Below are 13,149 nucleotides of genomic sequence, written 5' to 3'. Positions count from 1 at the left end.
TCTTCGTGATTATCTGGGAATAATGATAGCAAATAACAAAAAAATATTATTGCCGCAGGTAAACCGTCACGCGATGGAATTAATTAAAGGCGGGAAATAACGACGGAGCGCATTGCGCGCTCCGGGGAAAATCTCACTACTGCGCCAGCCAGCCGCCGTCCATGTTCCAGGCGGCGCCACGCACCTGCGCCGCCGCATCGCTGCATAGGAACAGCGCCAGCTCACCGAGCTGCTCTGGCGTGACGAACGCTTGCGAAGGCTGCTTCTCCGCCAACAGCTCATCGCGCGCCCGCTGCGGATCGGTACCGGCGGCGATGCGTTTGTCGATCTGCTGCTGCACCAGCGGCGTCAGCACCCAGCCGGGGCAGATGGCGTTGCAGGTGACGGGCGTGCGGGCGGTTTCCAGCGCCAGCGTCTTGGTCAGCCCCACCACGCCGTGCTTGGCCGCCACATAGGCCGACTTGTCTTTCGACGCCACCAGCCCGTGCACCGACGCCACGTTGATGATGCGTCCCCAGTTGCGCTCGCGCATACCCGGCAGCGCCAACCGGCAGGTGTGGAACACCGCCGACAGGTTAATGGCGAGGATGGCGTTCCATTTCTCCACCGGGAACTGATCCAGCGGCGCCACGTGCTGAATGCCGGCGTTGTTCACCAGAATGTCCACGCCGCCGAACTCACGCTCGGCATAGTGCATCATGTCCGCTATCTGGGCCGCATCGCCGAGATCGGCGCCGTGATACCCCGGCGCGGCGCCCAGCCGGGCAACCTGCGCTTTCGCCGCTTCCACATCGCCAAAGCCGTTGAGGATCACGCGCACGCCGGCGGCGGCCAGCACGGACGCTATCCCGAGGCCGATGCCGCTGGTCGAGCCGGTCACCAGCGCGGTCTTGCCTTGTACACTCATGGTATCGCTCCTTTAAACAATGCCGGTCAGGTAGAACACGCCGATCACGAACAGCACCGCGGCGCTCTTGATCAGGGTGATGGCGAAGATGCCGCCATAGGCCTGCCGGTGGCTGAGGCCGGTGATCGCCAGCAGGGTGATCACCGCGCCGTTGTGCGGCAAGGTATCCATGCCGCCGCTGGCCATCGAGGCCACCCGGTGCAGCACTTCCAGCGGGATATGCGCGGCGTGGGCGGCGGCCACGAAGTTATCGGCCATCGCCGCCAGCGCGATGCTCATGCCGCCGGAGGCCGAGCCGGTGATGCCGGCCAGCAGGGTGACGCTGATCGCTTCGTTCAGCAGCGGATTGGGGATCGCCGACAGCGCCTGCGACAGCACCAAAAAGCCCGGCAGCGCGGCGATCACCGCGCCGAAGCCGTATTCGGAGGCGGTGTTCATCGCCGCCAGAATTGCGCCGCCGACCGCCGTCTTGCTGCCTTCCGCCAGCCGGCCGCGAATATTGCCAAAGCCGAACGCCACCACCAGTAGAATACCCGACACCAGCGCCGCTTCCACCGCCCAGATGGCGGTGATCTTCGCCACGTCGGTGGTGATGGGCTTGGCCAGCCCCGGCAGCGTCAGATCGTGGCTTGCGCCGTACCACTGCGGGATCCAATGGGTGAAGCCAAGGTTGAATACCCCGACCAGAATCAACGGCAGGATGGCGATCAGCGGATTAGGCAGGTTGATATCGTCCGGGGTTTCCGGTTCGTTCAGCAGCTCGGTGCCGTACCCTTCGCCTTTCAGCTGCGCCTTGCGCCGCTGGCGTTCAAGATACAGCAGGCCGACCGCGATGATGAACAGCGAGCCGATCAGCCCCAGCCAGGGCGCGGCCCAGGCGTTGGTGCCGAAGAAGCTGGTCGGGATGATGTTTTGGATCTGCGGCGTGCCGGGCAAGGCGTCCATGGTGAAGGAGAAGGCGCCGAGCGCCACGGTGGCCGGGATCAGCCGCTTGGGGATGCCGCTCTGGCGGAACAGCTCGGCGGCGAACGGATAAACCGCGAACGCCACCACGAACAACGACACCCCGCCGTAGGTCAGCAGCGCGCACACCAGCACGATCACCGGAATGGCGTGGCGCCGGCCGAGAATGCGGATCGCCGCCGCGACGATCGAACGGGAAAAACCGGACAGTTCGATCAGCTTGCCGAATACCGCCCCCAGCAGGAACACCGGGAAATAAAGCTTCACGAAGCCGACCATCTTCTCCATAAACAACCCGGTGAAGGTCGGCGCCACCGCGCCGGGGTCGGTCAACAGCACCGCGCCCAGCGCGGCGATCGGAGCGAACAAAATCACGCTGTAGCCGCGGTAGGCGGCCAGCATCAGTAATCCCAGTGCTGCCAGGGCAATCAAAACGCTCATCGGACACCTCGCTATCGTTGTTATTGTCAGGTACGGAGTGCGAAATTAAGGTTTCAGCGCAAAGCGCAGCTGATGCGCCCGGCGCCGATGAATGCGTTCCCTGCGCTCTTCATCCCACAGATAAAATCCCCGGCCGCTGCGTTGGCCGCTATCGCCGCGCTGCAGCCGCTGTTCAACCAGCGCCATCATCTCGTCGCCGGTCGCCAGTTCCGGGAACAGGTGGCGGGCGATGTCCGCCACCGTCGCCAGCCCGGTCATGTCGGCGGCTTCGAGCGGGCCGACCATGGCGTAGCGCCGCCCCAGCGAGGCGCGCATCACCTGATCCACCACCTCGGCGCTGGCGATGCCGCTGTGGACGATGTGCAGCGCCTCGCGCAGCACCGCAAACTGCAGCCGGTTGCCGACAAACCCCGGCGCGGCGCGCTCCAGCAGCACCGCCTCAAGATCCATCTCGCCGAGCAGCGCCTGCACCGCCGCCAGATGACGCGGTTCGGTGGCGCTGCCGGGCACGATCTCCACCAGCGGGATCAGGTGCGGCGGGTGCCAGAAATGGGCGATCAGCAGGCGCTGCGGATGGGTCATGCGCGCCGCCAGCTCGTCCGGCGGCAGGCCGCTGGTATTGCTGGCGATCACCGCGTCGTCGGCGATCAGCCCTTCCAACTGCTCATACAGCGCATGCTTCAGCTCGAGCCGTTCCGGGATCGCCTCAATAAGCAGCCGGGCGCGCGCCACCGCGTTCAGATCGCCGGTCACGCGCAGCCGCACCAGCGCCGCGTCGCGCTCATCGTTATCAAACTGCCCGACGTCGCTCAGCTCGGCCAGAATGCCGCTCGCCACCGCCGGCGCTTCCGCCAGGCGCTGCGGATCCGGGTCATACAGCAGCACCTCATGGCCGTGGCGAATAAAGTGGGTGGCGATGCCCACCCCCATCAGCCCGGCGCCCAGTACCGCATAGTCAGATGACTGCATGGTGCCCTCCTCGGTTGTTTACGGGCGCTCTACCGCCAGCGCCACCCCCTGCCCGCCGCCGATGCACAGCATCGCCAGCCCCTTGTTCACCCCGCGGCGCTGCATTTCGAACAGCAGCGACACCAAAATGCGACAGCCGGACGCGCCGATCGGATGCCCCAGCGCGATCGCTCCGCCGTTGACGTTGACCCGTTCCGCCTCCCAGCCCAGTTCTTTACCCACCGCCAGCGCCTGCGCGGCGAAGGCTTCGTTGGCTTCGATCAGATCGACCTCCTCCAACCGCCAACCGGCTTTTTCCAGGCAGCGGCGCGCGGCCGGCGCCGGGCCGATGCCCATGATCGCCGGTTCGACGCCCGACGAGGCGTAACCGGCGATGCGCGCCAGCACCGGCAAACGCAGCGCGGCGGCTTTTTCCGCGCTCATCAGCAGCACCACGGCGGCGCCGTCGTTGAGTGACGAGGCGTTGCCGGCGGTCACCGTGCCCTCTTTGCGAAACGCCGGGCGCAGCCGCGCCAGCGCCTCCAGGCTGGTGTCGCGCGGCTGTTCGTCGCGCTCTACCCGTAGCGCTTCGCCCTTGGGCTGCGGCACCGTCACCGGCGTGATCTCCTGCGCGAAACGCCCGGCCTGCTGCGCCGCCTGCGCCTTCTGCTGCGAGCGCAGCGCGAACCTGTCTTGTTCTTCTCTGCTGATGGCGTATTTCTCCGCCAGGTTCTCGGCGGTGATGCCCATGTGATAGTCGTTGAACGCGTCCCACAGGCCATCGTGGATCACGCTGTCCACCATCTGCGCGTGACCGAGGCGCAGGCCGGCGCGCGCGCCGGCCATCAGGTAAGGCGACTGGCTCATGCTTTCCTGGCCGCCGGCGATCACCGCGTCGGCGTCACCGCTGCGGATCGCCTGCACCGCCAGATGCACCGCCTTCAAACCGGAGCCGCACACCTTGTTGATGGTCAGCGCCGGCGTTGTAACGGGCAGCCCGGCGTTGAGCGCGGTCTGGCGCGCCGGATTCTGCCCGCAGCCGGCGGTCAGCACCTGGCCGAGGATCACTTCATCGATCTGCTGCGGCGCCACGCCGCTTTGCGCCAGCAGCCCCTGCACCGCCGCCGTGCCCAGTTCCACCGCCGTCAGCGGCGCCAGCGCGCCGTGAAAACTGCCGACCGGCGTGCGCGTCGCCGCCACGATCACCACTTCACGTTGTTGCACATTCACCTCCCGTCTCAGAAACGCATTTCCGGCACTTGATCCGGCACGATCAGCCGGCCGGCGGTTTTGGCGACAATCTCCGCCACGCTGACGCCCGGCGCGCGTTCGCGCAGCACGAAGGCGCCGTCTTCAATTTCCAGGTAGGCCAGATCGGTCAATACCTTGCGGATGCAGCGGGCGCCGGTCAGCGGCAGCGTGCAGCGCGGCAGCAGCTTGGACTCGCCGCCCTTCGCGGCGTGGGTCATCACCACGATGATGTTCTCCGCCCCCGCCACCAGATCCATCGCGCCGCCCATGCCCTTGACCATCTTGCCGGGGATCATCCACGAGGCGATGTTGCCCTCGACGTCCACTTCAAACGCCCCCAGCACGGTCAGATCGACATGGCCGCCGCGGATCATGGCGAACGACTGCGCCGAATCGAAAATAGACGCGCCGAGGCGCGCGGTGACCGTCTGCTTGCCGGCGTTGATCATGTCGGCGTCCAGCTGTTGCTCGGTCGGGAACTCGCCCATCCCCAGCAGGCCGTTTTCCGACTGCAGCATCACGTCCATGCCCGCCGGCACGTAGTTGGCCACCAGCGTCGGGATGCCGATGCCCAGGTTGACGTAGTAACCGTCTCTCAGCTCTTGCGCCACGCGCTGCGCCATTTGTTCACGGGTAAGCATGCGAATTCTCCTTATGCCCGCAGGGTGCGTTGTTCGATACGCTTCTCGAAGGTGCCCTGGATCAGCCGATCGACGTAGATGCCGGGGGTGTGGATCGCCGCCGGATCCAGTTCGCCCGGCGCCACGATCTCTTCCACTTCCACCACCGTGATACGCCCGGCGGTCGCCATCAGCGGATTGAAGTTCTGCGCAGTGTGGCGGTAGATGACGTTGCCGAAGTGATCGGCCTTCCAGCCTTTAACGATGGCGAAATCGCCGGTGATGGCGGTTTCCATGATGTAGGGGCGGCCGTTGAACTCGCGCACCTCTTTGCCTTCGGCGATCGGCGTGCCGTAACCGGTGGCGGTGAAGAACGCCGGGATGCCGGCGCCGCCGGCGCGGATCTTCTCCGCCAGCGTGCCCTGCGGCGTGAGATCCACTTCCAGCTCGCCGCTGAGCGCCTGCTGCTCGAACAGCGCGTTTTCGCCGACGTACGATCCCACCACCTTGCGGATCTGATGGGTTTCCAGCAGCCGCCCGAGGCCGAACCCGTCGACGCCGCAGTTGTTGGAGACCACCGTCAACCCGCGCACGCCGCGCCGGCGGATCTCTTCGATCAGGTTTTCCGGGATGCCGCACAGGCCGAAGCCGCCCGCCAGCACCGTCATGTTGTCCGTCAGGCCTGCCAGCGCTTCCTGGTAGCTGCCGACGCGTTTGTCGAGCCCTGCCATATCGTTGCCCCTGCATGTTGCGGCGCAGGGCGAAATGCCCTGGCTTGCGTGAGGGCATCTTCAGGTCACAAAAATGATTTGTTAATTTTGTTTTTATGCCGCATTCATTTAGAATTTTTATTAATCAACCGTTAACCGACAATTAACAAAGAGTTAACGCCAGCCAAAATGAAAATGAGCATCAAACAGTTACGCGCGTTTTTAGCGGTAGCTCACACTCTGAACTTCGCCCAAGCCAGCGAGCGGCTGAATATTTCTCAGCCGGCGCTCAGCCTGGCGATTCGTGGGCTGGAAGACGCGCTGGGCGGGCCGCTGCTGCTGCGCACCACCCGCCGGGTGACGCTGACGCCGGAGGGGGAAACCTTCTTCCCGATGGCGCGCCAGCTGCTGGCGGATTGGGACAACGCGGAAGAGGCGATGCGCCAGCGCTTCACCCTGCAGATGGGCAAGGTGGCGATCGCCGCCATGCCGTCGTTCGCCGGCAACCCGCTGCCGCCGATCCTCAAGGCGTTTCGCGATCGTTACGCCGGCATCAACGTGGCGGTGCACGACGTCATCAACGAGCAGGTGTTTGAAATGATCCGCGAAGGCCGGGTGGAGATGGGCATCGCCTTCGAGCCGGAGCCGAGCGACACCCTGCACTTCACCCCGCTGTGCCGCGATCGCTTTATGGCGGTGGTGCCGAAGGATTCGGCGCTGGCGCGCAGGGCGCAGGTGAGCTGGAAGGAGCTGCTGACGCTGGATTTCATCACCCTGCAGCGGCCATCGGCGGTGCGGCTGCTGCTGGAGCAGGAGCTGGCCCGCAGCGGCCGCACGCTGGAGGTGGCGTTTGAAAGCCACCAGTTGGTAACGGTCGGGCGCATGGTGGCCAACGGCCTCGGCGCCAGCGCGGTACCGGCGCTGTGCGAGCAACAGATGGATGAGCTGGGAGCGGTCTGCGTGCCGCTGATCGGCCCGAGCATCGAACGGCGCGTGGGCCTGATCCGCCTGGCGCAGCACCAACTCTCTTCCGCCGCGCAGGCGCTGGCGACGGTGATCGAACGGGAGATGGCGGGAAGTGGCGGGTAAGGTCGCACCGGTATTTTCAGATGATTCTCCGATCGAGAGCGTGAGCCAGAACCTGTTACCACCCTGTAGAAAATGTTAAGTTTCCTAAAAATAAGGAGGCTTTTCGACATGGAACAGAAGTCCAGCAGCATCGCACCGGGCTATTGCATCGCCCAACAAACCGGCTCGCTCGCCTTCCACGCCAACTACCTGTTCGGTGGCAGGCCATCGGAAGCGGCACGTTTTTTTATGCAGCTCAATGCCGATACGCCGCTGGTTCAACCGGGGCAAATGCTGATCGTCGCCGATCCGCGCAATCATAATCAATCTACGCAGATCGCCGCCCTGATGCAGGCCAAGAGCCGCACCAGCAAAGCGGTGAAAGCCGGTGACAGCGATTTCTCCACCTTCTTGCACCGCAATTACGCCGCTATCGCCGCCTTCACCAGCTATGGGGAAACGGTCGTCGGGCTGGCTTCGGATGCCGGAGAACGCTACTTCAGCCAGATCAAAAATATCCTGGTCGAGATTGAAAAAACCTACCAAAATCAGTTCCGCACGAGTGGCGCATTGATTGGCACCCAGTTTCAGGTGGAACGAGCGCGGCTGTTCGGTACATTAAAACCGTTACTGAATCGCCTTACTCGTGCTCAACTCAATATGAAAGAGTATGCGCAAATCAAACACGCGCTGGGGCTCTCCAGTAAATCGCTGGTGCATGAGTGGAGCACCGCCGGCGTCGGTGCCATCAAGGGTTATTCGAACTACGTCGACAGCGCCAGCCGTGCGGCCAAGTTTATGAAAGCCGGCGGCTGGATCGGCATCGGATTGAGTGGGCTGAATACCACCAACGACGTCTACAACGCCTGCACCACCGGCCGCGAACAGGAGTGCGCCAAGATCGCGGTGAAGGGATACAGTCATTTTGCGGCGAGTACTGCGGCAGGGATTTGGGCAGGGAATGCAGGTGCAGGTCTTGCGATTGCAGCTTGTTCAATTGTGTTGGGTGCAGCAACAGCAGGAACAGGTGTGATCGTTTGTGGTATCGCTGGAGCCGCTATAGGAGGCGCCGCAGGATCCACACTGGGTGGCATGGGTTCCGATTATTTGACGACGTTAGTGGTAGGTGAATGATGAAATTTATCGTCATATCGTGTTTGATATTGCTGGTTTTAAGCGCCTTCATCCAGTTCATTGGTTACCGTCGCCATAAAAAAGAGTTTGATGCTTTCTATAAGCGTTACGCCGGCAGCGGACATTTTATTCCGCCCTACGTCGCCTTTGCCGATAGCCTCGGCATGCTTGGAACCTCATTGAAAGCACAGTGGTTTCTTTGGATCCTGAAAAGGAAAAAAATAAAAATAAGGGATCAGGTTTGGCTCGATGCGAAAACCTACGATTTCGTGCAAAAAACCGCCTCTCCTGAGCTACAAAAGTGGCTGGCGATGGATTTTATACTTTTGCTCGTAGAGGCCATGATTACCACCGTGGGCTGTATTTTTATTTATCTCATCAAAATCAACGTATAAAAATGATCAATTATATTGAGCCTTACATAAAAGAGATAAAACTCTTAGTGGTATTACTATTCTTTCTTTTCCTTCTTATCGCTATTATCCAATTTATTTACTATCGACTTCATAAAAAAGAGTTTGATCTCTTTTATCAACACTATGTGGTGAGTAAACACCCTGTTCCACTTTTTGTCGTGATAGCGGACAACCTTAACTTCATCGGTGTTTCACTAAAAGCCCAGTGGTTTCGTTGGATTTTGAACAACCGGAAATTAAAACTGACTCGCAACGTTTGGCTAAGCCCCAAAACCTACGATTTCGTTCGAGCAGCTTCATCACCAAGGTTAAAAAATTGGATCCGTAATGATTTCAGACTATTAATGTTACAAGGAGCACTCTTAATCATCATGTGTCTCCTGAACTATCTCCTGAAGTCGGTCTAATCCTTCTCCACCGCCTGCACCGCCGCCTTCTGCGTGGCGCGCTGATATAAGCACAGCTCCCTGCCCGGCTGGTTTTTCATAAACGGCTGCGGGTAGCGCCCGCCGATAAACAGCGCCGAATAGCCGACGTCGTCACCGTAGTGAATAATCTCCCCTTCCACCCTGGCGTTTTTTAGCCCGCTGGCCTTAAGGCAGGCGGCGCGCATCGCCCGTTCGCTCTCGGCCCACGCCTGTGGGGAAGACGCGGTGGCGTTGAACGTGGCCAGCGCGGCGATAAGCAGCCCTATTCTCTTCATCGTTATCACTCCTTCCACGACCCATCTCGCCAGTATAGACCGTGCCGGCGCGGCCAACCCGCCGCGCTCTTTACGGCATTTTTATTCCGCGCCCCGTTAACGTTACGGCGTTTTTACAGACAGTTTTTGCCGCCACAGATACCCTTTTCACATCGCCGCTATGGCCTCACAAGAGAGTTGTCTCATGCGTTTATCCCTGCCTCTGGCCGTGACCGGTCTTCGTTCTGGAGCGCGCCATGCATTCTAATATTATCGGGTTCAATCCTCTGCTGGCGGAGCTGCCCGCATCGCCGACGCGCACCTTCCGCAAAGAGCTGGAACACTACCTGCAGCGCTATCCGGATACCGAACAGCTGGATATTTATCTGCACGATCTGAACGGCCAGCTGCGCGGCAAGCGGCTACCGATCGCCGAAGCCTTTGGCCTGGAAAAAGGCTGCTACTTCCCGCTGTCGATCTACGCCCTGGATCTGCACGGCCGAGTGATTGAAGAAAGCGGGCTGGGGCAACGGGCGGGCGAGCCGGACCGGCTGTGCCTGCCGGTGCCCGGTACGCTGCGCCCCTGCGCGCGCGATCCCGAGCGCCATGCCCAGCTGCTGCTGACGATGCAAAACGCCGACGGCGACGCCTGCGAGCTGGAGCCGCGTGTGGTGCTGCAACGGGTGCTGAAGCGCCTGCACGAGCGCAACTGCTTCCCGGTGGTGGCGGCCGAACTGGAGTTCTACCTGCAGGATCCGCAGCGCCCCGCCGAGGCGGAAGCCTGCCCGACGCAGAGCTTCGCGGTGGATGCGCCCGAGCGCCACCATGCGCTGCTGAGCGACATCGAACGGCACGCGCGGCTGCAAAGCCTGCCGCTGACCGGCGTGGTGGCCGAAGCCGCTTCCGGCCAGTACGAGCTGAACCTGCATCACAGCCGGCGCGTGCTGGAAGCCTGCGACCAGATCATGGCGCTGAAACGCCTGACGCGGCAGATTGCCGAGCAGCATCACCAGCACGCCTGCTTTATGGCCAAACCCTGCGCCCACGCCGCCGGCAGCGGGCTGCATTTTCACATCAGCCTGCAGAACGAGCACGGCGAGAACCTGCTGACCGGCGCGCCGGGCGAACTGAGCGACAACATGCAACAGGCGATGGCGGGCATGCTGGCGCTGATGCCGGCGTCGATGGCGATCCTGGCGCCCAACATCAACGCGTTTCGCCGCTTCCGCCCCGGCATGCACGTGCCGCTGCGCGCCTCCTGGGGCCACAACAATCGCACGGTGGCGCTGCGCCTGCCCTGCGCCGACAGCGCCAACCAGCGCATCGAGTACCGCCTGGCCGGCGCCGACGCCAACCCCTATCTGGCGCTGGCGGTGATGCTCGGCGGCCTGCTGCACGGGCTGGAACACCCGCTGCCGCTGCCGCCCGCCGCCAACGGCTGCGAAAGCGACAACGCCGCCCCCTTGCCGCTCGGCCAGCAGGAGGCGCTGGCGCTGTTCCGCCACAGCGATCCGCTGCGCGAACTGCTCGGCCCGGCGTTCTGCACCCTGTGGCACACCTGCAAAAGCGCCGAACTGCGCCGCTTCGAGGAACAGGTCACCGCCGCCGAACTCGGCTGGATGCTGTAACCATCCACTGATTCGTTAACCTAAGGATAATCATGAACATGCAACCGCAATTGGCCCCCGTACAGCCGCTGCTCTGCTGGCGCAAAGGCGTTTTTCATATCAGCACCGATCGGCAGTTATTGGATATCGAGGCGATCCAGCGTTTCCTCAGCCTGCCGGATCGGACGGCGGCGGAGCGCCTGGCGCGCCACGGCCTGTGCTTTGGCCTGTACCGCAAACGCCACCAGCTCGGCTTCGCCCGTATGGTGACCGATTACGCCACCTTCGCCTCGGTGAGCGAACTGTTCGTCAGCGCCGAATACCGCGGCGTCGGGCTGGGAAGCTGGCTGACGCGCTGCTGCCTGGCGCATCCGGCATTGCGCGGCCTGCGCGTCACACTGCCCGTGCTGCAAGCGCCCTGGCGCGCCGACTGCGCGGCGCACGCCCCGCGCGCCCTGCACTGATAAGGAGAATCCGATGTCTCGTTTGGTGCTGATTTCCAACAAACAGTGCGACGGCAAGGATCTGGCCTGCGCCGGCCGGACGTTGGCGGCCGACGCCGAACCGGGGTTGTGGCTCGGCTGGAACGGCGACGTGCAGAATTTCGCGCAGCGCCCGATCAGTTGCCGCCAACGCGCCGGTTACGATCAGGTGACCTTCCCGCTGTCGATCGAGGAGTTTCGCCGCCACTATCAGGGCTACTACCACGACGGCCTGTGGCCGGTGTTCCACAACCAGCCGGAGAAGGCGCACTTCACGCCGGAAAACTACCGCGCTTACCGGCAGCTGAACTGCCGTTTCGCCGATATCGCCTGCGAGCACCTGTGCCCGGGCGACATCGTCTGTATCGACGACTACCAGCTGCTGCCCTGCGCCCAGGCGTTGAAGGAGCAGGGGCTGCTGAATGCCTGCGCGTTCTTCTTCCACCTGCCGTTCCCGTCGGCGGCGCTGCTGCGGCGCATCCCGGAACATCGCCAGCTGATCGCTTCGCTGCTGTTCTACGATCTGATCGGCTTTACCACCACGGACGATCGCAACGCCTTTCTCAGCTGCCTGTCAGGCGAGTTCCCGCTGGAGATGCTGCCCGACGACCAGATCCAGGCCAACGGGCATATTTTCGCCACCGGCATTTTCCCCGCCGGCATCAACGCCAGGCAGGTTTACTGAACTCAGGCCGCCGCCCGCTGGCGCTCCAGTTCGCGCACCAGCGGGATCACCTCGCGGCCGAAGAACGCCACCTCTTCCTGGAAGTGCAGGAACGCCAACAGCATCAGATCCACCCCGGCGTCTTTCAGCGCGATGATGCGCTCGGCGATCTGCTGCGGCGTGCCGATCAGGTTGGTTTTAAAGCCGTCGTTGTACTGCACCAGATCCTCAAACGAGGATTTGGCCCAGTTGCCCTCGCCCTCCGGCGAAGCCGCCCCGGCGTTCTTCACCTCATGGCCGAATCCTTGCACCGCCTCCAGGTTGGCGTGATCGATAATCTCCTGCAGCACCGCCTGCGCTTCCTGCTCGGTATCGCGGGCAATGACGAAGCCGTTCACCCCCACCTTGACCCGGTGCTGGTTGGCCCTGGCCTTGGTCTGCAAATCGTCCACCTGCTGGCGAATGCCCTCCACGCTGTTGCCGTTGGTGAAGTACCAGTCCGAGACTCGCGCCGCCATGTCGCGCGCCGCCCGCGAGCTGCCGCCCTGGAAGATCTCCGGCAGCGGATCCAGCGGCTTGGGCTTCAGCGAGTAGTCGCGATAGCGATAAAAATCGCCGGCGAAGCTGAAGCTGGGCTCGGCCCAGATGCCGCGCAAACAGCGGATAAACTCTTCCGAGCGCAGGTAGCGCTCCTCATGATCCAGCCACGGCTCACCGATGGCCTTGAACTCGCCGCGGAACCAGCCGCTGACGATATTGACCGCGATGCGCGCCTCCGAAAGGTGGCTGATGGTGGCGATCTGCTTGGCCGCCAGCGTGGGGTTCCACGGCCCCGGCAGCAGCGCGGCGATCACCTTCAGCTTCTCGGTGGAATCCAGCAGCGCCTGCGAAAACGACACCGACTCGTGCTGGTTGTCAGCGCCGTAACCGGCGGTGAAACGGATCTGGGTGAGCGCGTAGTCGAAACCGGCGCGCTCGGCAATCTGCGCCAGCTTGCGGTTGTAGCCGATGTCCCAACCGGTGCGCTGCGGGATATTGCTGATCACCAGACCGCCGGAGACGTTCGGCACCCAGTAGGCGAACTGAATAGGCTGCTGCGAGTGGTTTGCTGCTGACATGCTTCTCTCCCTCTGCTCGTTGGCGCCGTGATGCGGCACGCATATAACCATTATTGATTTAAAAATATTGAAAACCTTGTTTTGGTTATAAATCCGATAGCAGAATGCGTGCCAACCGCCGTGTTAAGGCATCTGGCT

Annotated in this window: 14 protein-coding genes; 6 read left to right on the top strand and 8 right to left on the bottom strand. The window is 62.5% G+C overall.

The genetic code is table 11. From position 1 onward, the window contains the following. Positions 1 to 136: 136 nt before the first annotated feature. The 6 genes from ACOWVD_RS10020 to ACOWVD_RS09995 are packed head-to-tail and all read right to left on the bottom strand — an operon-like array spanning position 137 to position 5,861. A complete protein-coding gene (locus ACOWVD_RS10020) occupies positions 137 to 907 on the bottom strand; it encodes a 3-hydroxybutyrate dehydrogenase (RefSeq protein WP_049239736.1) in 771 nt (256 codons plus the stop codon). A 12-nt stretch (positions 908 to 919) separates the two neighbouring features. Further along, the gene (locus ACOWVD_RS10015) at positions 920 to 2,311 is read right to left on the bottom strand and encodes a GntP family permease (RefSeq protein WP_049239735.1); all 1,392 of its coding nucleotides are present in this window, start codon (positions 2,309 to 2,311) and stop codon (positions 920 to 922) included. Positions 2,312 to 2,356: 45 nt separating this feature from the next. Then, the gene (locus ACOWVD_RS10010; RefSeq protein ID WP_164095940.1) at positions 2,357 to 3,280 is read right to left on the bottom strand and encodes a 3-hydroxyacyl-CoA dehydrogenase family protein; all 924 of its coding nucleotides are present in this window, start codon (positions 3,278 to 3,280) and stop codon (positions 2,357 to 2,359) included. 18 nt (positions 3,281 to 3,298) lie between these two features. Continuing rightward, positions 3,299 to 4,483, bottom strand: a complete 1,185-nt coding sequence (locus ACOWVD_RS10005) for an acetyl-CoA C-acetyltransferase (RefSeq protein WP_164095941.1) — start codon at positions 4,481 to 4,483, stop codon at positions 3,299 to 3,301. Positions 4,484 to 4,497: 14 nt separating this feature from the next. Beyond that, complete coding sequence (locus tag ACOWVD_RS10000) at positions 4,498 to 5,151, bottom strand: CoA transferase subunit B (RefSeq protein ID WP_049239732.1); 654 nt, start codon at positions 5,149 to 5,151, stop codon at positions 4,498 to 4,500. An 11-nt stretch (positions 5,152 to 5,162) separates the two neighbouring features. Further along, positions 5,163 to 5,861: a CoA transferase subunit A gene (locus tag ACOWVD_RS09995; RefSeq protein ID WP_004933280.1), complete on the bottom strand. Its 699-nt coding sequence runs from the start codon at positions 5,859 to 5,861 to the stop codon at positions 5,163 to 5,165. A 168-nt stretch (positions 5,862 to 6,029) separates the two neighbouring features. Here ACOWVD_RS09995 and ACOWVD_RS09990 point away from each other — a divergent pair, with 168 nt between their 5' ends. From ACOWVD_RS09990 to ACOWVD_RS09980, 3 genes are all read left to right on the top strand, one after another. Beyond that, positions 6,030 to 6,929, top strand: a complete 900-nt coding sequence (locus tag ACOWVD_RS09990) for a LysR family transcriptional regulator (RefSeq protein ID WP_421105620.1) — start codon at positions 6,030 to 6,032, stop codon at positions 6,927 to 6,929. A gap of 108 nt (positions 6,930 to 7,037) precedes the next feature. Further along, a complete protein-coding gene (locus ACOWVD_RS09985; RefSeq protein ID WP_421105619.1) occupies positions 7,038 to 8,042 on the top strand; it encodes a hypothetical protein in 1,005 nt (334 codons plus the stop codon). Next, a complete protein-coding gene (locus ACOWVD_RS09980) occupies positions 8,039 to 8,437 on the top strand; it encodes a hypothetical protein (RefSeq protein WP_420286370.1) in 399 nt (132 codons plus the stop codon). The genes ACOWVD_RS09985 and ACOWVD_RS09980 overlap by 4 nt, the downstream gene beginning before the upstream one ends. A 424-nt stretch (positions 8,438 to 8,861) precedes the next feature. Here the strand turns inward: ACOWVD_RS09980 and ACOWVD_RS09975 are convergent, their stop codons facing one another. Further along, positions 8,862 to 9,161: a hypothetical protein gene (locus tag ACOWVD_RS09975; RefSeq protein WP_049239729.1), complete on the bottom strand. Its 300-nt coding sequence runs from the start codon at positions 9,159 to 9,161 to the stop codon at positions 8,862 to 8,864. A 236-nt stretch (positions 9,162 to 9,397) separates the two neighbouring features. Here ACOWVD_RS09975 and ACOWVD_RS09970 point away from each other — a divergent pair, with 236 nt between their 5' ends. The 3 genes from ACOWVD_RS09970 to ACOWVD_RS09960 are packed head-to-tail and all read left to right on the top strand — an operon-like array spanning position 9,398 to position 11,914. Then, entirely contained in the window at positions 9,398 to 10,768 is a 1,371-nt protein-coding gene (locus ACOWVD_RS09970) for a glutamine synthetase family protein (RefSeq protein WP_033641727.1), read from the top strand. Between the two features lie 32 nt (positions 10,769 to 10,800). After that, on the top strand, positions 10,801 to 11,211 hold the full coding sequence (locus ACOWVD_RS09965; protein WP_049239727.1) for a GNAT family N-acetyltransferase: 411 nt from the start codon (positions 10,801 to 10,803) through the stop codon (positions 11,209 to 11,211). A gap of 13 nt (positions 11,212 to 11,224) precedes the next feature. Further along, positions 11,225 to 11,914, top strand: coding sequence for a trehalose-6-phosphate synthase (locus ACOWVD_RS09960; protein WP_016929237.1), 690 nt, complete (start codon positions 11,225 to 11,227; stop codon positions 11,912 to 11,914). A gap of 2 nt (positions 11,915 to 11,916) precedes the next feature. Here ACOWVD_RS09960 and sfnG read toward each other — a convergent pair whose 3' ends face one another. Further along, the gene (gene sfnG / locus ACOWVD_RS09955) at positions 11,917 to 13,011 is read right to left on the bottom strand and encodes a dimethylsulfone monooxygenase SfnG (protein WP_421105618.1); all 1,095 of its coding nucleotides are present in this window, start codon (positions 13,009 to 13,011) and stop codon (positions 11,917 to 11,919) included. Positions 13,012 to 13,149 lie beyond the last annotated feature (138 nt).

Source organism: Serratia sp. SA088, assembly GCF_049065515.1.
Classification (GTDB): domain Bacteria; phylum Pseudomonadota; class Gammaproteobacteria; order Enterobacterales; family Enterobacteriaceae; genus Serratia; species Serratia nematodiphila.
This window is presented reverse-complemented; position numbering and strand designations above follow the sequence as displayed.

Bases quoted from the DNA above. Each gene is read 5' to 3' on its own strand.
- ACOWVD_RS10020 (WP_049239736.1), bottom strand. From the start codon at position 907: ATGAGTGTACAAGGCAAGACCGCGCTGGTGACCGGCTCGACCAGCGGC.
- ACOWVD_RS10015 (WP_049239735.1), bottom strand. From the start codon at position 2,311: ATGAGCGTTTTGATTGCCCTGGCAGCACTGGGATTACTGATGCTGGCC.
- ACOWVD_RS10010 (WP_164095940.1), bottom strand. From the start codon at position 3,280: ATGCAGTCATCTGACTATGCGGTACTGGGCGCCGGGCTGATGGGGGTG.
- ACOWVD_RS10000 (WP_049239732.1), bottom strand. From the start codon at position 5,151: ATGCTTACCCGTGAACAAATGGCGCAGCGCGTGGCGCAAGAGCTGAGA.
- ACOWVD_RS09995 (WP_004933280.1), bottom strand. From the start codon at position 5,861: ATGGCAGGGCTCGACAAACGCGTCGGCAGCTACCAGGAAGCGCTGGCA.
- ACOWVD_RS09990 (WP_421105620.1), top strand. From the start codon at position 6,030: ATGAAAATGAGCATCAAACAGTTACGCGCGTTTTTAGCGGTAGCTCAC.
- ACOWVD_RS09985 (WP_421105619.1), top strand. From the start codon at position 7,038: ATGGAACAGAAGTCCAGCAGCATCGCACCGGGCTATTGCATCGCCCAA.
- ACOWVD_RS09980 (WP_420286370.1), top strand. From the start codon at position 8,039: ATGATGAAATTTATCGTCATATCGTGTTTGATATTGCTGGTTTTAAGC.
- ACOWVD_RS09975 (WP_049239729.1), bottom strand. From the start codon at position 9,161: ATGAAGAGAATAGGGCTGCTTATCGCCGCGCTGGCCACGTTCAACGCC.
- ACOWVD_RS09970 (WP_033641727.1), top strand. From the start codon at position 9,398: ATGCATTCTAATATTATCGGGTTCAATCCTCTGCTGGCGGAGCTGCCC.
- ACOWVD_RS09965 (WP_049239727.1), top strand. From the start codon at position 10,801: ATGAACATGCAACCGCAATTGGCCCCCGTACAGCCGCTGCTCTGCTGG.
- ACOWVD_RS09960 (WP_016929237.1), top strand. From the start codon at position 11,225: ATGTCTCGTTTGGTGCTGATTTCCAACAAACAGTGCGACGGCAAGGAT.
- sfnG (WP_421105618.1), bottom strand. From the start codon at position 13,011: ATGTCAGCAGCAAACCACTCGCAGCAGCCTATTCAGTTCGCCTACTGG.